Raw genomic sequence first — 15,438 nt, 5'->3', positions numbered from 1 at the left:
TGGCGTCACCTTATTCGAAGAAGGCGAACACCCGGGTCTCGATGCTGGCCCGGGGCGTCGCGCCCGGCGGCGGCGCGGGCTGTTTGAAGGCGCCATGCAGGCAGCCCATCGAGACCCGGGGGTCGCTGTCCCAGCCCTTGAAGACGACGGCCTCGTTCGGCGTCACATCGGAGAAGTACCACCAGCGTTGAGCCGGGTTGAACACCGAGGTGACGTAGGGCACGCCGTCGGGAAAGTTCGGCTCGACGGTGCGGCCGAACACCCCGTCGGCCTCGTCGCAGGTGCGCTGGTCGCACAGCGCCAGCGGCACGTCCTGCGGCGGCGGGGTGATCGGCCGCCAGATGTTGAACACCATGATCCGATCATACCTGTCGCGGACGTCGGCATCCGCGGCCATCTGCAGGAACGGCAGGGCGGACTCGCGGCTGTTGTCGAGGTGGACGAACTCCGCCGCCGGGGCTCGCCGGGCATCGCCCGTGTCGCGGATCAGCGCGCCCTTGTAGTAGGGCCGCGTAAGCGCCGCGCCGGTCAGGTCGCGGACCAGTTCCAGGCACAGTGGCACATAGACCCCGGTGACCCACTGCTCGTCGGTCCAGGCCGGAGCGGCGATCGGGCTGGGCTGGACCGTGAAGCCCTCGCGCTCAAGCGTCGCCGGCGTCGCAAGCCGGCGGGCGTCGCGGATCTCGACCTCGTGCGCCTGCAGCGCCTGGGTGATCAGCCCGCGGTTGGAGTTGCTCCAGATCCCGCCGTTGCCGCGGTCGGCGGCGAAGTTCAGCGGGGCGTTCACCGTTGCGGGGGCTCGGACCTGCTCGTGCATTTGAATCACCTGCTCGCGTCGCGGATGCGCTGTTGCGCAATGCCCACCAACTATTTCATTGTGTGCGGGAGCTTGTAAACCTCGCCGCCCGACGTGCGAACGGAGACCTGACCGTGAACGACCAGCTGAAGGAGCTCGGCTACTACACCCTGGCCGGGCACAGCGACACGCCGCGCGACCTGATCGCCGACACCCGCGCCGCCGAACAGCTGGGGATCGGCGCGACCTTCCTGTCGGAACGCTTCAACAGCAAGGACGCGGCGGTGATCTGCGGCGCGGTCGGCGCGGTCAGCGAGTGGCTCGGCGTGGCCACCGGCGTCACCAACCACAACACCCGCCATCCGCTGGTCACCGCCACCGTCGCCACCACCATGCACCGGCTGACCGGCGGCCGGTTCGCGCTGGGGCTGGGCCGCGGCTTCGACGCGCAGTTCCGCGGCATGGGGCTCGCCCCGATCACCAACGCCCAGATCGAGGACTTCGCCGGGCTGATGCGCCGGCTGTGGCGCGGCGAGCGGATCGAGGGCCACGACGGCCCGGCCGGCAAGTTCCCGCTGCTGCACCAGGACGCCGGATTCGACGAGAAGATCCCGATCATGCTGGCGGCGCTGGGCCCGCGGACGCTGGAGTTCGCCGGCCGGGTCATGGACGGGGTGATCCTCCACACCTTCTTCTCCGAGGCGGCGGTGCGCGCCGCGGTGGCGGCCGTCCGGCGCGGGGCCGAACAGGCCGGCCGCGATCCGGACAGCGTCAGGGTCTGGTCGGTGCTCGCGGTCGTTCCGGACGAGGTTCCTGAGGAGCTTCGCCTGCGCAAGCTGGTCGGGCGGCTGGGCAGCTATCTGCGCGGCTACGGCGACCTGCTGGTCCAGGCTAACGCCTGGGAGCCGGAGGTGCTGGCGCGGTTCCGGGCCGATGAGTTCGTCCGCAGCTTCCGCGGCGCCATCGACGGCCACGCCTCGGTCGAGCAGCTGCAGCACGTGGCGACGCTGATCCCGGAGGACTGGCTGCGGGCCAGCGCGACCGGCACGCCTGAGCAGTGCGCCCAGGCGATCGCCCGGGAGTTCGACTTCGGCGTCTCCGGCGTGATCATGCACGGCGCGACGCCGCAGGAGTTGGCGCGGGTGGTCGAGGCCTACCGCCAGATCCGCCCGGCGCAAATGGCCCGCCAATCGGCGGCGCCGAGCAATCCGGGCTGGGCCCCGTGAGCGGCGCCGGAGAGTTCCGGCCGGTCGTCGAAGACCCGGCTGAGGTCACGCCTGCGTGGATGACGACGGCCTTGCGCGGCGGGGGCGAGGCGCTCTCGGTCAGCGCGCTGGCCTACGAGCAGATCGGCACGGGCCAGACCGGCGCCTGCTATCGCTTTCACCTGCAAGGCGAGGGCGCGGGACCGAGGACCGTCATCCTGAAGACCGCGGCCGGCACGCTCGAGCAACGGGCGCGGGTGCGGCGGGGCTATCGGGCGGAGGTCTACTTCTACCAGGCCCTCGCCGACACGGCGCGGATCCGCACGCCGCGCTGCTGGCACGCGGCGATGACCGACGACGCACAGGCGTTCACCCTGGTGCTGGAAGACGCCAGTCCGGCCACGCCGGGGGCGCAGGAACGCGGCTGCAGCAGCGGCCAGGCCGCCGAAGCGCTGCGTAATCTGGTGGGGTTGCATGCGCCGTTCTGGAACAGCGCCATCCTCGACGAAGGCCCGAGCTGGCTGGCGACGGACGCGGCGCGGGCGGCGATGCTGGCGCAAATCCACGCCACGGCGACCGACCGGTTCATCGCCCGCTTCGAACAGCAGCTCGACGCCGCCGAAACCAACGTCCTGCGCCGGGTGGCGGAGGTGGTGCCCCGCTGGCTGCTCGACCCCCAGGGGCCGCGCTCCTTGCTGCACGGCGACTACCGGCTGGACAACCTGCTCTTCCCGACCGCGGCCGATGGGCCGGTGATGGCCGTCGACTGGCAGACCCTCGACATCGGCCTGCCGGGGCGGGATCTCGCCTATTTCATCGTCACCGCGCTCGACACCGAGCAGCGCCGCGCCAGCGAGGCCGCGCTGGTGCAGACCTATCACGACCAGCTGCGCGCCAGCGGCGTGCGCGACTACGGCCTCGACGCCTGCCGGGACGACTACCGCCGCGGCATGCTGCAGGCGCCGTTCATCACTGTCATCGGCTGCGCCTTGGCCACCGGCGAGCGGAGCGAAAGCGCTGATCGGATGTTCCTGTCCATGGCGCGTCGGGCGATCCACGCCATCAAGGACCTCGAGGTCCTGCAACTGTTCAGCGCGGGAGCCTAGCCATGGAGACGATTGCCATCGCCAGCCTGCACGGCTGCTGGGACCTCGCCAGCTGGCGGCGGATCGGGCCCGACGGCGGCGAGACCTACCCTTACACGCGCTCGGCCCGCGGCCGACTGATCTACGAACCGGGCGGCCGGATGGCGGTCTTCCTGATGCGGCCCGACTGGGGCGAGGCCAGCGTGGCCGACGGATTCATCGCCTACAGCGGCCGGTTCGAAACCCGCCCGGGCGAGATCCACCACCTGATCGACCTGGCGAGCCAGAAGCCGCTGGTGGACCTGCCGCAGGTCCGGCAAGCGAGCTTCGTCGACGGCGTCCTACGGCTGGCGGCGCCCGGGCGCGACGACCCGACCGCGCGACACGAGCTGGACTGGCGGCGCGCGGACGGGTGATGCTGGGGCCAAGCCGCGGACTGACCGCCGACCAAATCCGTCCTACGCCCTGTCCGGCCCGGGGTGATCAGGCGGCGCCCAGCGTCCGCTTTACAATGCGCCGACATCGTTGCAAATCTTGTCAGACGCCCATCTCGCGGCGTTTCGCGGAGAGGGAACAGCCATGTCGATGCCGAGCAGCCACAAGAGCCGGAAGCTCTTCCTGCACGAGAAGACGCACCTGCGGGCCGGCTGCACCGACCGCTACGTTGCGGAGTTCTCCGGCCACTACCAGCCGAGCATGGAGCGGAAGGGCGCGCGCCTGTACGGCATGTGGGAGAGCTCGCCGATCAACGCCAAATGGCCGGAGATCACCACCATCTGGGAGATCGACGGCTATCCGCACCTCGCCCAGATCGGCACGGCGCGCCATCGCGATCCGGAGGCCCGCAAGAGCTTCGAGCAGTGGAACGGCCTGCTCGGCGAGCTCGACGCCAAGGGCGAGGGCCGGCTGACCTACGGCAACCCGGGGATCAAGACCGTCGAGGAGCACCGGGCCGCAGGCCTTCAGACCACCGTCATGATCGAAGAGATCATGAAGACCAAGCCGAACCGCCAGTCGGCTTACGTCGAGGAGCTGGAATACCTCTACGTCCCGTGGTCGGAGCGCACCGGCAAGAAGTGGATGGGCTCCTTCACCACGGTGTTCCGCTACGACGAGGTGATCCACTACTGGGCGGTCGAGGGCGGCTGGGACGGCTTCGGCAAGCACTTCCCGAGCTGGGGCGACAAGCCCGATCCGGCCATCCGTTCCTGGATGAACACCGCGCCGGCCCTGCGCGACGGCTGGGACGACTCCTTCCTGCAGTCGCTGCCGCCGAACCCGCTCGGCTGACCAGCCGCAGGCGGCTTTAGCTAAAGCGGGATGGTGTCGGCCTCGTCGGTCAGCCGTTGGCTTGTCTTGAAGTCCCGGCGTCGGAACGCCGCCTCGGCGGCTTTCCGCAGAAGCTGATGCGCCGCGGCGGGTTGTCGGATCCGCAGCTTGGCCGCCCAGAGCTCGACCTGCTCGTCGCTGAACTCGATGTCGGCGGCGCGGTCCCGGATCATCTGGGCGGCCTCCACCAGCGCCGGCCATTCCATCAGGAAGCTCAAACCCGCGCGGAAATCCGGGTGCGTCGCGGCGTAGGCGAACGCGCGGTGCTCGGCTTCGACGTCGTCGAAGTCATCCAGCCGGCTGGTGAAGGCCTTGGCGCGCTCGACCGCGACGGTGCGCTCGAACGACGCCCATCGCGCCGTCTGCGCCGCCGGCGCCTGGCCGGCGCGGTCCAGATAGTCGATCCAGGCGGTCTCCCACGCATAGTCGGGATCGAAGGTGTCCGAGGCAACGTGGCGCTTTCGAAGCTTGTCGGCCGCCCGTTCGAGGATGGCTCCCGCCTCGTCCAGACGTTCGGCCGCCATCAGCCGCTGGGCGACCTCGGCGGCCACCGACGGCGTCGTCAGCGCTTCGTCCGTGAAGCTGGCCCGGAAGGCGTCGACGTCGCCGGCCACGTCCGCCAGCAGCCGGATGAGCGGCAGCCAGGTCAGGGTCGCGCCGGGGCGATGGCTGATTTCGTGAAGCGCCGTCTTCGCCAGCTCGGCCGGGGCCTGGTCGAGCAGGCCCGGCAGCCACGCCGCCCACGCCGCGGGGTTCTGCGCGAGCGCGTCCACCAGGGTCGAGGCGGCCTCATCAGGATGCTGGTCGCTGATCAAGCCGCCGATATCGGCGGCGGCCCGGGCGAAGACGCGGTTGAGTTCGCCGTCGCGGTCACGCATGCGCGCATTCACCCGCCGCGAGGCGCTGAGGAAGGCCCAGAGCCGGCTGAGCGCCCCCGGACGATCGAGCTCCGCCAGGCGGTCGGAGATCAGCCCCCGCAGCGTGTCGAGGTCGCGGATGAAGTTAGGGCGGAGCCGCCAGGAGATCTTTCCGCGGCTGGCCTCCAACGTCGCCAGCCGTTTGTCGATCTCCGTCGAGAGATGCTCGGCACCCTGCTCGGCGGCCAGCTCCATGCGCAGGCGCCGCTTCACGTCCGGTCGGCTTTCGGCGACCGAGACGAGGATCTCGGCGAGGCGATCTGCGCCGAGAGCCGCGAGGTTCTCGGCCGTCACCTTCTTCAGGCTGGCGACAGTGGGTCGTTTCATAGGCTGCGCATAGCATGGCGCAGTCGGTCTGCCGCCGCCACCGACTGTCGGCCCGCGAGCTTGACCGCGGGAGTGCGAACCCGCATCGCTTCCGCCGACGTGGGCGACGAGTGAGGATTTTGCGTGAGCCGCTATTGGTCGGAGCTGGCCCGAGGTCTGTCGCCCTATGTGCCCGGCGAACAGCCGCAGATCCCGAGCCTGGTGAAGCTGAACACCAACGAAAGCCCGTTCGGCCCGTCCCCGCGGGCGCTGGAAGCCGTGCAAGCCGCGGCCGCGGACACGCTGCGCCTCTACCCGGACCCGCAGTCGACGCGCCTGCGCGAGGTGCTGGCCGACTATCACCGGGTCGCGCCCGAGCAGGTGTTCGTCGGCAACGGCTCCGACGAGGTGCTGGCCCACGCCTTCGCGGGGCTGCTGAAGCAACCCAGGCCGCTGCTGTTTCCGGACGTCACCTACAGCTTCTATCCGGTCTACTGCCGGCTGCTGGGCATCGCGCATGAGACGGTGCCGCTCGACGCCGAGATGCGGGTTCGCCCCGCCGACTATCTCGGCCGGGGCGGGGCCATCATCATCGCCAACCCGAACGCGCCGACCGGGATCGCCCTGTCGCGCGCCGAGATCGAGCGGCTGGTCAGCGAGCGGGCCGACGCGCCGGTGGTGATCGACGAGGCCTATGTCGACTTCGGCGCGGAGACCGCCATCCCGCTGATCCACGACCATCCGAACCTGCTGGTCGTGCAGACCTTGTCGAAGTCGCGCGCGCTCGCCGGTCTGCGGGTCGGCTACGCGATCGGCGACCAAGGCCTGATCGAAGGCCTGACGCGGGTGAAGGACAGCTTCAACTCCTATCCGCTTGGCCGGCCGGCCCAGGCCGGCGCCATCGCCGCCATCCAGGATGAGGCCTATTTCCAGCAGACCCGCGCGACCATCATCGACAACCGGGAGCGGCTGACCGCGAGCTTGATCCGGCTGGGCTTCGAGGTGCTGCCGTCCAGCGCCAACTTCGTCTTCGCCCGCCACCCGGACCATGCCGGTCAGGCGCTGTCGGCGGCGCTGCGCGAGCGCGCGGTGCTTGTGCGGCATTTCTCCGCTCCACGGGTGTCGGAGTTCCTCCGGATCACCATCGGCTCGCAACCGGAGCTCGACCGTCTGACAGAGGCTTTGGCGGAGATCCTGGCGACGCGAGCGCCCGGCTAGAGCGGGCGTTCCATATAGGCCGCGCCATCGCCGTAGGCGCCGAGCTTGGCGGCGAGTTGAGCGCCGCCGCCCGGCGTAAAGCCCTGCCGTCGCCAGTAGGCCAGAGCCTGACCCAGCGCCACCAGGGCGAGGACGCGGAACCCGCGATCCCGGGCGAGATCGGCGACCTGGTCAAGGATCTTCAGCGCCGCGCCGCCGCCCCGGGCGCGCGGGTCGACCGCCACGTCGTGGACGAGCCAGCAGTCCGGGTCGGCGGGCAGGGCGCCCAGCAAGGCGTCGAGCTTCGGCGGATCGAAGCGCCGCCACGGATGGCTCACCAGGTAGCCGAGCACGTCCGCGCCCTCGGCCAGCACATGGCAACCCTCCGGGCACAGCCGGATCCGCTCTTCGAACACCGCGTCGCGCTCGGGGAAGGCGCTGAGCAGGGCGCGCGAGAGGCGGCCGATCTCGCCGGCGTCGGCAGGGCGGGCGGGTCTCCAGGCCGACATCGCACAGCTCCGGATCATGGGTCCGACCGCGCTAGCTCTAGCCCAACACGGTTAGCGGCGTGATTCCCATTCTGCGTAGCTCGGCCTTAAGCGCGGCGACGCCAGGTTGACGTGCGCCAGGAAGTGCTCCGGCGCGATTGGCAAATCGGGCTATCCCGCCGCCGCCCTCCCGGTCCTCCGAAGGCGGCGGGATAGTTCCCGCCCGGCTCTCGCCCTAGAAGATGTAGTGGTCGCCCGAGGCCCGCACGGTGATGTCGCTGATCGACACGCCCCACGGCTGGTCGATCACGTGGACGATGGCGTCGGCCAGGTGCTCCGGCGCCAGCGAGGCGTATTCGATGCTCTCCTGGTCGACCCACTCGCGCGGCGCGTCGCCGGCCTTGATCCGCCCATAGGCCTCGTAGAAGGCGGCGACGTTCTGGCCGAGGATGCCGCCGCCGGCGGCCGGATTTACCACCGTGGCCGCCAGCCCGGTGGCGATCACCCCGGTCGGCTTGACCACGGTGACCTTGATCTTGCCGCGCGCTTCCTGGCGCAGCGCGTGGGAGAAGTAGTCGACCGCCGCCTTGGTCGCGCCGTAGACCGCCGCGCCGGCCGCAGGGCTGTTGCCGTAGATCGATGACAGGTTGACCACGTGGCCGTGGCCCTGGGCCATCATCTGGTCGTAGACCGCGGCGACGCCGTTCATCATCCCCTTGAAGTTGATGTCGATGCAGCGGCTCCAGGCGTCGAGCGCCGCCGCATGCTCGGCGATGAAGGCCAGCGGCATGACGCCGGCGTTGTTGACCATCACGTCGATGGCGCCGTGCGCCTCGAGCGCCGCTGCCGCCAGGGCCCGCATCTCGGCGATGTCCGAGACGTCGACCTTGACGGCGATGGCCACGCCGCCGGCCGCGCGGATGCCCGCGGCGACCTGTTCGGCGGCCTCGAGCTTGATGTCGGCGCAGACCAGCCGCCCGCCCAGCGCGGCGAGCCGTTCCGAGGCCAGCCGGCCGAAGCCGTTGCCGGCGCCGGTGACGATGATCGATTTTCCTTCGACGTGATTGGCCAAGGCCGCCTCCGAATTCAGTTCTGTGATGTCGGGATCCGGCCGCCGCGGGTCACGGCTGGCGCCGGCCGCTGGTGGGGATCTGGTTGAACGGCACGGCCTTATCGACGCGGATGTCGCCGGGCAGGCCGAGCACCCGCTCGGCGATGATGTTGCGCAGGATCTCGTCGGAGCCGCCTTCGATGCGCGAGGCCGGCGCGCGCAGCAGCACGCCCTGGAAGAAGGCGTTGCGCGCCGCCAGCGCCGGGTCGGCGAGGATCCCCGCCTGCGCCTGCAGGTCGAGGGCGAACATGGCGATGTCCTGCTTCATCGAGGCGGCGACCAGCTTGCCGATCGAGTTCTCCGGCCCCGGCGTCTCGCCGCGCGAGAGCGCCGAAATCGTCCGCAGGCTGGCGTACTTCAGGCCGCTGGCGCGGACCGCCCAGGCGGCGAGCTTCGAGCGCACCGCGCGGTCCTCGATCGCCAGCCCGTCCGGGGTCTCGAGCCGGCAGGCCAGCTCGAAGGCCTCTTCGAATCCGGTGGAGATCGAGCCGCCGATCGCCGCGCGCTCGTTCATCAGGGTGGTCAGCGAGACCTCCCAGCCCTGGCCGACCGCGCCGAGCCGCTGGGCGTCGGGAATGCGGACGTCGGTGAAATAGACCTCGTTGAACGTGGCGTGGCCGTTGGCCTGCTTGATCGGCCGGATCTCGACGCCGGGGCTCTTCATGTCGAGGAAGAAGCCGGTCAGCCCCTTGTGCTTCGGCACGGTCGGATCGGTGCGGGCGATCAGCAGCCCCCAGTCGGCGATATTGGCGTGGCTGGTCCAGATCTTCTGGCCGTTGACGATCCAGTCGCCGGAGCCGTCGTCCGCCGGCTCGGCGCGGGTGCGCAGGCCGGCCAGGTCGGAGCCCGCGGCCGGCTCGGAGAACAGCTGGCACCAGATCTCCGCGCCGGTGATCATCGGCGGCAGGCGCGCGCGCTTCGCCTCCTCGCCGGCCCAGGCCATCAAGGTCGGGCCGCACATGCCGTGGCCGATGGAGAACAGCAGGCTGAGCTGGCCGTAAGCGCCTTCCTCCTGCTGCCAGATCACCCGTTCGATCGGCGAGAATCCGCCGCCGCCGTAGGCCTTCGGCCAGGAGGGGCAGGCGTAGCCGGCGGCGGCCTTGGTCCGCTGCCAGGCCCGGCAGGCGGCGGTCGGATCCTCGCTCTCGATCGCCAGCAGGCCGGAGCCTAAGCCGCGGCGCAGCTCGGGCTCGAGGTGCTTCGGCGCATTGGCGTCCAGCCAGCCGCGGACCTGGGCGCGGAAAGCGGCTTCGTCGGGGCTGTCTTCGAAGTCCATAGGTCGGCTCCCTCAGGCAGCTTGGGCGCGGAGGCGGTCGATCAGCTTGTCCTCCCACTCCGAGAGGCTCCCCAGGCTGAGGGCCAGGAGGTTGGAGCGGCGGTAGTAGAGGTGGCAGTCGAAGGCCCAGGTGAAGCCCATGCCGCCGTGGACCTGGATGTTGTTCTTCGCGCAGTGCTGGAAGGCCTGGGAGGCCGAGACCCGCGCCGTGGCCGCCGCGGCCGGCAGTTCGGCTGCGCCGCGGGCGAGCGCCCAGGCGCCGTAGTAGGCGTTGGAGCGCGCCAGGGTGGCGACGACATACATGTCCGCCAGCATGTGCTTGATCGCTTGGAAGGAGCCGATCTGCCGGCCGAACGCCATCCGCTCCAGCGCGTAGTCGCGGGCCATCTCCAGCGCCTTGTCCGCCCCGCCGACCTGCTCGAAGGCGGTCAGCACGGCGGCGGCGTCGAACACCTGCTGGGTTAGGGCCCAGCCTTGGCCGGGGCGGCCGAGCGGTTCGGCGGCGGCGCCGGCGAAGTCGAGGCGCGCGTGGCTGCGGGTGGGGTCCAGCGTCGCGACCGGCGTGCGCGTGACCTCGGACTGGGCGAGGTCGACCAGGAACAGCGACAGCCCCTCGTCGCCTTGCGCGGCGACCACGGCGAAGTCGGCGACGTCGCCGTCGGGAACCGGCAGCTTGGCGCCCCAGAGGCCGCCGCCGCGCGCCGCGGTCGTGATCGTCTCCGGCGCGACCCGGCCGGCGGTCTCGGCGAAGGCGAAGGTGCCGATTGCTTCGCCCCCGGCGAGGCGCGGCAGCCAGCGCGCCTGCTGCGCGGGATCGCCGGCCGCCAGCAGGAATTCCGTCGCCATATAGACCGACGAGGAGACGGGCAGCGGCGCCAGCGCCCGGCCGAGCTCTTCGGCGATCACGCACAGCTCCAAAAACCCCAGCCCCAGGCCGCCATGCTCTTCCGGGATGCGGACGCCGAGGAAGCCCATCTCGGCGACCCCGGCCCACAGCGCCTGGTCGTAGGGGGCCGGGCCCTCCAGGACGGCGCGGACCGCGGCCGGCGGACAGCGGGCCGCGAGGAACCGGCGGGCCTCGTTCCGCAGCTGGATCTGCTCCGGCGAGAAGTCGAAGTTCATCGCGGCTCCCTGTGGTTCTGGTTGGCCGCCGGCGGCCGGCCGTCGACGACGCCGGCGCGCCGCAGCGCCGCGATCCGCGCGGGTGCATAGCCGGCGTCGCGCAGCACGGCGTCAGTGTCGGCCCCCGGGGCGGAGAGGGTCGGCGGGCGGGGCGTGGACTCGGAGTATCGTGGCGCCGGCGCCGGCTGGACCAGGCCGAAGGCCTCGATGAAGGTTCCGCGCGCGCGATTGTGCGGATGCGTCGGGGCCTCCTGGATCGACAGCACCGGGGCGAAACAGGCGTCGCCGCCCTCCAGCAGCGCGCACCACTGCGCCCGCGTCCGGGTCCTGAAGACCGCCGTGAGCTTGGCCTTGGCGGCCGGCCAGGCGTCGCGGTCGGTCTGGTCCTGAAAGTCGGGATCGTCGGCCAGGCCGGTCAGCCGCAGCAGCTCGGCGTAGAACTGCGGCTCGATCGCCGCGACCGCGACGAAGCCTGCGTCGGCGGTTTCGTAGGTGTCGTAGAAGGGCGCGGCGCCGCCCAGCACGTTGCCGCCCCGCGGGGCCTGCGCCCCGGCCAGCTCGCCGTTGTTGAAGAACATGCTCATCAGGAGCGCCGCGCCCTCGGTCATGGCGGCGTCGACGACCTGGCCGCGGCCGCTCGACCGGGCGGCCAGGATCGCGCTCAGCATGCCGAAGGCCAGCAGCATGCCGCCGCCGCCGAAATCGCCGATCAGGTTGAGCGGCACGGGCGGCTTCTCGCCGGCCTTGCCCAGGGCGTAGAGCGCGCCGCTGAGCGCGATGTAGTTCAGGTCGTGGCCGGCGGCCTGGGCGAGCGGCCCGTCCTGGCCCCAGCCGGTGACGCGGCCATAGACCAGGCGCGGGTTCGCCTTCAGCAGCACGTCGGGGCCGAGGCCGAGTCGTTCGGCGACCCCGGGGCGCAGGCCCTCGATGAAGCCGTCGGCCTCGCGGCTCAGGGCGGCCACCACCTCGACGCCCTCGGGCCGCTTCAGGTCGACGACGATCGATCGCCGCGAGCGGTGCAGCACGTCCTGCGCGAAGCTGGCGGGCGGACCCGGGCGCTCGACCCGGATCACCTCCGCGCCGTGATCGGCCAGCATCATGCCGGCGAACGGGCCGGGGCCGATGCCGGCCAGCTCGACGATGCGCAGCCCCTGCAGGGGACCGGTCACGCGCGTTCCGCAGCCCCGGAGGAGACCGGCAGGGTCTGCATGAACCTGCCGGCGTCGATGATCGTCATCTCGGGCGGCAGCTGCTCGATCAGGCCGGGCGCGACGCGGGCGACGTGCTCAGGCGTCCAGACGCCGCCCTCGGCGCGGAGGCCGGCGACCGGCCGGGCCGGGTCGACCGCGACCAGGGCGTCGCCGCCCAGTTCGAAAATGCGCCCGGTGACCGCGCTAGCCTGCGGACCGACCAGATAGACCACCAGCGGCGACACCCGGGTCGGATCGAACCGCTCCTTCGCCGCGTCGCTCATCACCGAGTCGGTCAGGCGGGTGGCGGCGACCGGGGCGATGGCGTTGACCCGCACCCCGTAGCGGGCGAGCTCGCGCGCGGCGACGACCGTCAGGGCGGCGACGCCGGCCTTGGCCGCGGCGTAGTTGCCCTGGCCGGCGTTGGCGTAGAGCCCCGAGGCCGAGGTGGTGTTGACCACCGCCGCTTGCACCGGCATGCCGGTTTGCTTGCTGAGGTCCCGCCAGTAGCGGGCGGCGTGGTGCAGCGGCGCGGCGGTCCCCTTCAGGTTCACGCCGACGACCAGGTCCCAGTCCTCTTCGGTGAAGTTGGCGACCGTGCGGTCCCGCAGACAGCCGGCGTTGTTCACCAGGGCGTCGAGCCGGCCGAAGGTGGCGACCGCCTTGTCGATCAGCTGGCCGGCGGCCTGCCAGTTGGCGACGTCCGAGCCGTCGGCGACCGCGCGACCGCCCCAGGCCTCGATCTCCGCCACCACCTGCGCCGCCGGGGTGGCGTCGGCGCCGCGACCGTCGCCTGCGCCGCCAAGGTCATTGACCACCACGGCGTAGCCGGCCCGCGCCAGCGCCAGGGCGTGCTCGCGCCCGAGGCCGCGGCCGGCGCCGGTGACGATCGCGACGGGCTGATCTGACTGGGACATGTGTTTCCTCCTGGGCGCGCCTGCGCGCCTCAAGCGCTGACGAGGCAGCGGCCGCTGTTGATCGAGGTGACGCCGCGCGCCGGGATGCGGCAACGGAACGAGACCACGTCGCCGTCCACCCAGATGTCGGTCTCGATGGTCTCGCCCGGGAACACCGGCGAGGTGAACCGCACGTCGAAGCTCTTCATCCGCGTCGGGTCGTAGTCGCAGATCGAGGCCAGCACCGCGCGGCAGGCGATCCCGTAGCTGCACAGGCCGTGCAGGATCGGCGCGGGAAAGCCCGCCCGTTCGGCGAAGCCCGGCTCGGCGTGCAGCGGGTTGCGGTCGCCGTTAAGCCGGTAGAGCAGGGCCTGGTCCGGCCGGGTCGCGAACACATGGACGATGTCGGGGGCGCGGTCCGGCAGGACGTGCGGCGTGGCCTTTGACTGCGAGGGGCCGCCGAAGCCGCCGTTGGCGCGGGCGAAGATCACGTTCTCACTGACGTAGAGCGGCTCGCCGCTGGCCAGCCGCACCTCGTTGACGATGGTGATGGTCGCGCCCTTGTCGGCGCCCTTGTCGGTGACTTCGGCGACGTAGGTGGCGCCCCGCAGCTCCGCGGCGGGCGGAAACGGCCGGTGGAACCTGATCCGCTGTTCGCCGTGCAGCACCTTGTTCCAGTCGATCTCGACGCCGCCCAGGATGTTCGAGCTGCCGCCGCCGAGCACGCTGGCGAAGGTCGGCACGGCCCGCAGTTCGGGGTGCTCGAAGACGAACGGCAGCTCCTTCGGGTCGAGCGCATCGCGACCCATGCCGACGCTCAGATTGTAGAGCAGCACCTGGGCGTCGGTGTAGCTGAACGCCTTGCCCTCGACGCGGCGGGAGATCAGGTCGTCGTAGTTGATCGGCATCTGCGGGCCTCGGATCAGCTGCGGGCGGCGAGGCTGGTCAGGGGCGAGCTGTCGCCCCAATACCGGTCGCGCACGGCCTTCTTGTAGAGCTTGCCGGTGGGCAGCCGCGGCAGCTGCTCCACGAAGTCGACGGAGCGCGGCGTCAGCTGGCGGCCGAGCTTGGCGCGGACGAACTCCATGATCTCCTGGGCCAGCGCCTCGGAGGGCGCGACGCCCGGCGCCGGCTCGACCACGGCCTTCACCTCTTCGCCGAGCTCGGCGTTGGGCACGCCGATCACCGCGACGTCGGCGACCTTCGGATGCAGGGCCAGCGCATCCTCGATCTGCTGCGGGTAGATGTTCACCCCGCCGGAGATGATCATGAAGGCCTTGCGGTCGGTGAGGTAGAGGTAGCCGTCGTCGTCCAGGTAGCCGACGTCGCCGACCGTCACCCAGTCCGGGTTGGTGGGATGGGTGGCGCCGAGGGTCTTCTCGGTGTCCTTGTGGTAGGCGAAGCGGACGCCGGTCGGCGCCTCGCCGTAGATCAACCCCGGTTCGCCGGCCGGCAACTCGTCGCCGGCGTCGTTGCAGATGTGGAAGGGCTTGCCGCGGGCCCGTCCGACCGAGCCCGGGTGCGCCAGCCAATCCCGGCTGCCGATGGTGGCGAGGCCGGCGGTCTCGGTGGAGGCGTAGTACTCCTCCAGGATCGGGCCCCACCACTCGATCATCTGCCGCTTGACGTCGACGGGGCAGGGGGCGGCGGCGTGGATGGCGCAGGTGAGGCTGGACAGGTCGTGGGCGGTGCGCACCGCCGGATCCAGCTTCAGCAGGCGGATGAACATCGCCGGCACCCACTGGCTGTGGGTCACCCGGTAGCGCTCGATCAGTTGCAGCGCGGTCTCGGCGTCGAACCGGTCCATGATCACAGCCGTGCCGCCGGCCTGGATCACCCCGGCGGTGAAGCCGACCGGCGCGCTGTGGTACAGCGGCGCGGGGGTGAGATAGACCGTCGCGGCGTCGACCCCGAACAGGTCGCCCATGAACTTCATCGCCGGATTGCCGCCTTCGGGCGAGGCGTCGGGCAGGGGGCGCAGGATGCCCTTCGGCCGTCCCGTCGTGCCCGACGAGTAGAGCATGAAGGCGCCGAGCCATTCTGTGGCGAGCCGCTCGGCCGGCTGGGCGGCCAGGGCCGCTTCGTAGTCGGCGAAGCCTTCGATTCCGCCGCCCACCGCCAGCTTGATCTCGCAGCGCGTCGCCAGTCGGCCCAGTTCGGCCGAGGCGTCGAGCGCCGCCGAGGCGATCAGCGCCTTGGCGTCACAATCGTCGACGATGTAGGCGGCCTCGGCCGCCGGCAGATAGCGGTTGATCGGCGTGAGGTAGAGGCCCGAACGCATGCAGGCCCAGATCACGTCGAAGTAGGCGAGGTGGTTCTCGAGGAACAGGGCGACGTGGTCGCCGCGCCGCAGGCCCTGGGCGTGGAAGAGCTGGGCCAGCTGGTTGGAGCGCGCGTCGAGCTGGCGATAGCTGACCGTCTCGCCGGTCGCCGGCCGGATGGCCGCCAGCTTGTCGGGCTGGGTGAGGGCGTAGGAGCCTAGGTACACGTCCCGCTTCCTTCCTGTCGGAGGCCCTGACT

The 15,438-nt window shown here is 71.1% G+C and carries 15 protein-coding genes; 5 read left to right on the top strand and 10 right to left on the bottom strand.

Annotated elements, in window-relative coordinates; genetic code table 11:
* Window positions 1-10 precede the first annotated feature (10 nt).
* Window positions 11-817: a CmcJ/NvfI family oxidoreductase gene (locus ACSQ14_RS18895; protein ID WP_436015782.1), complete on the bottom strand. Its 807-nt coding sequence runs from the start codon at window positions 815-817 to the stop codon at window positions 11-13.
* Window positions 818-930: 113 nt separating this feature from the next.
* On the opposite strand from ACSQ14_RS18895, the gene ACSQ14_RS18890 reads away from it, so the two are divergent.
* The 4 genes from ACSQ14_RS18890 (at window position 931) to ACSQ14_RS18875 (ending at window position 4,376) form a co-directional block, all read left to right on the top strand.
* Complete coding sequence (locus tag ACSQ14_RS18890; protein ID WP_436015781.1) at window positions 931-2,022, top strand: TIGR03857 family LLM class F420-dependent oxidoreductase; 1,092 nt, start codon at window positions 931-933, stop codon at window positions 2,020-2,022.
* Window positions 2,019-3,107 (top strand): phosphotransferase family protein, encoded by a 1,089-nt coding sequence (locus ACSQ14_RS18885; protein ID WP_436015780.1) that lies wholly within the window; start codon window positions 2,019-2,021, stop codon window positions 3,105-3,107. Before ACSQ14_RS18890 ends, ACSQ14_RS18885 begins: the two co-directional genes overlap by 4 nt.
* 2 nt (window positions 3,108-3,109) lie before the next feature.
* On the top strand, window positions 3,110-3,502 hold the full coding sequence (locus ACSQ14_RS18880) for a lipocalin-like domain-containing protein (protein ID WP_436015779.1): 393 nt from the start codon (window positions 3,110-3,112) through the stop codon (window positions 3,500-3,502).
* Between the two features lie 163 nt (window positions 3,503-3,665).
* Window positions 3,666-4,376, top strand: coding sequence for a hypothetical protein (locus ACSQ14_RS18875; protein WP_436015778.1), 711 nt, complete (start codon window positions 3,666-3,668; stop codon window positions 4,374-4,376).
* Window positions 4,377-4,396: 20 nt separating this feature from the next.
* Here the strand turns inward: ACSQ14_RS18875 and ACSQ14_RS18870 are convergent, their stop codons facing one another.
* A complete protein-coding gene (locus ACSQ14_RS18870) occupies window positions 4,397-5,659 on the bottom strand; it encodes a DUF6880 family protein (protein ID WP_436015777.1) in 1,263 nt (420 codons plus the stop codon).
* Between the two features lie 123 nt (window positions 5,660-5,782).
* Between ACSQ14_RS18870 and hisC the strand changes: the two genes are divergently transcribed.
* Window positions 5,783-6,856, top strand: a complete 1,074-nt coding sequence (hisC, locus tag ACSQ14_RS18865; protein WP_436015776.1) for a histidinol-phosphate transaminase — start codon at window positions 5,783-5,785, stop codon at window positions 6,854-6,856.
* On the opposite strand, the gene ACSQ14_RS18860 is transcribed toward hisC, so the two are convergent.
* The 8 genes from ACSQ14_RS18860 to ACSQ14_RS18825 all read right to left on the bottom strand — a co-directional run bounded on the left by ACSQ14_RS18860 (window position 6,853) and on the right by ACSQ14_RS18825 (window position 15,406).
* Window positions 6,853-7,344: a GNAT family N-acetyltransferase gene (locus ACSQ14_RS18860; protein ID WP_436015775.1), complete on the bottom strand. Its 492-nt coding sequence runs from the start codon at window positions 7,342-7,344 to the stop codon at window positions 6,853-6,855. The two genes, hisC and ACSQ14_RS18860, sit on opposite strands and share 4 nt — an antisense overlap.
* 214 nt (window positions 7,345-7,558) lie before the next feature.
* Complete coding sequence (locus ACSQ14_RS18855) at window positions 7,559-8,395, bottom strand: SDR family oxidoreductase (RefSeq protein ID WP_436015773.1); 837 nt, start codon at window positions 8,393-8,395, stop codon at window positions 7,559-7,561.
* Between the two features lie 49 nt (window positions 8,396-8,444).
* A complete protein-coding gene (locus ACSQ14_RS18850; protein ID WP_436015771.1) occupies window positions 8,445-9,710 on the bottom strand; it encodes an acyl-CoA dehydrogenase family protein in 1,266 nt (421 codons plus the stop codon).
* Between the two features lie 12 nt (window positions 9,711-9,722).
* A complete protein-coding gene (locus tag ACSQ14_RS18845) occupies window positions 9,723-10,832 on the bottom strand; it encodes an acyl-CoA dehydrogenase family protein (protein ID WP_436015769.1) in 1,110 nt (369 codons plus the stop codon).
* Window positions 10,829-12,001, bottom strand: a complete 1,173-nt coding sequence (locus tag ACSQ14_RS18840) for a CaiB/BaiF CoA transferase family protein (RefSeq protein ID WP_436015767.1) — start codon at window positions 11,999-12,001, stop codon at window positions 10,829-10,831. The genes ACSQ14_RS18845 and ACSQ14_RS18840 overlap by 4 nt, the downstream gene beginning before the upstream one ends.
* Window positions 11,998-12,939 carry an SDR family NAD(P)-dependent oxidoreductase gene (locus ACSQ14_RS18835; RefSeq protein ID WP_436015765.1) on the bottom strand — a complete coding sequence of 314 codons (942 nt, stop codon included), beginning with the start codon at window positions 12,937-12,939 and terminating at the stop codon, window positions 11,998-12,000. Before ACSQ14_RS18835 ends, ACSQ14_RS18840 begins: the two co-directional genes overlap by 4 nt.
* A gap of 29 nt (window positions 12,940-12,968) precedes the next feature.
* On the bottom strand, window positions 12,969-13,826 hold the full coding sequence (locus ACSQ14_RS18830) for a MaoC/PaaZ C-terminal domain-containing protein (RefSeq protein ID WP_436015763.1): 858 nt from the start codon (window positions 13,824-13,826) through the stop codon (window positions 12,969-12,971).
* Window positions 13,827-13,840: 14 nt separating this feature from the next.
* Window positions 13,841-15,406 carry an acyl-CoA synthetase gene (locus tag ACSQ14_RS18825; protein WP_436015761.1) on the bottom strand — a complete coding sequence of 522 codons (1,566 nt, stop codon included), beginning with the start codon at window positions 15,404-15,406 and terminating at the stop codon, window positions 13,841-13,843.
* Window positions 15,407-15,438 lie beyond the last annotated feature (32 nt).

It is taken from the genome of Phenylobacterium sp. LjRoot219, from assembly GCF_964252995.1.
In the GTDB taxonomy this organism is placed as follows: Bacteria; Pseudomonadota; Alphaproteobacteria; order Caulobacterales; family Caulobacteraceae; genus Phenylobacterium.
This window is presented reverse-complemented; position numbering and strand designations above follow the sequence as displayed.

What these genes read in the sequence shown, in the direction of transcription:
- ACSQ14_RS18895 (WP_436015782.1), bottom strand. Translation starts at nt 817, where the DNA reads ATGCACGAGCAGGTCCGAGCCCCCGCAACGGTGAACGCCCCGCTGAAC.
- ACSQ14_RS18880 (WP_436015779.1), top strand. Translation starts at nt 3,110, where the DNA reads ATGGAGACGATTGCCATCGCCAGCCTGCACGGCTGCTGGGACCTCGCC.
- ACSQ14_RS18875 (WP_436015778.1), top strand. Translation starts at nt 3,666, where the DNA reads ATGTCGATGCCGAGCAGCCACAAGAGCCGGAAGCTCTTCCTGCACGAG.
- ACSQ14_RS18870 (WP_436015777.1), bottom strand. Translation starts at nt 5,659, where the DNA reads ATGAAACGACCCACTGTCGCCAGCCTGAAGAAGGTGACGGCCGAGAAC.
- ACSQ14_RS18860 (WP_436015775.1), bottom strand. Translation starts at nt 7,344, where the DNA reads ATGTCGGCCTGGAGACCCGCCCGCCCTGCCGACGCCGGCGAGATCGGC.
- ACSQ14_RS18850 (WP_436015771.1), bottom strand. Translation starts at nt 9,710, where the DNA reads ATGGACTTCGAAGACAGCCCCGACGAAGCCGCTTTCCGCGCCCAGGTC.
- ACSQ14_RS18845 (WP_436015769.1), bottom strand. Translation starts at nt 10,832, where the DNA reads ATGAACTTCGACTTCTCGCCGGAGCAGATCCAGCTGCGGAACGAGGCC.
- ACSQ14_RS18835 (WP_436015765.1), bottom strand. Translation starts at nt 12,939, where the DNA reads ATGTCCCAGTCAGATCAGCCCGTCGCGATCGTCACCGGCGCCGGCCGC.
- ACSQ14_RS18830 (WP_436015763.1), bottom strand. Translation starts at nt 13,826, where the DNA reads ATGCCGATCAACTACGACGACCTGATCTCCCGCCGCGTCGAGGGCAAG.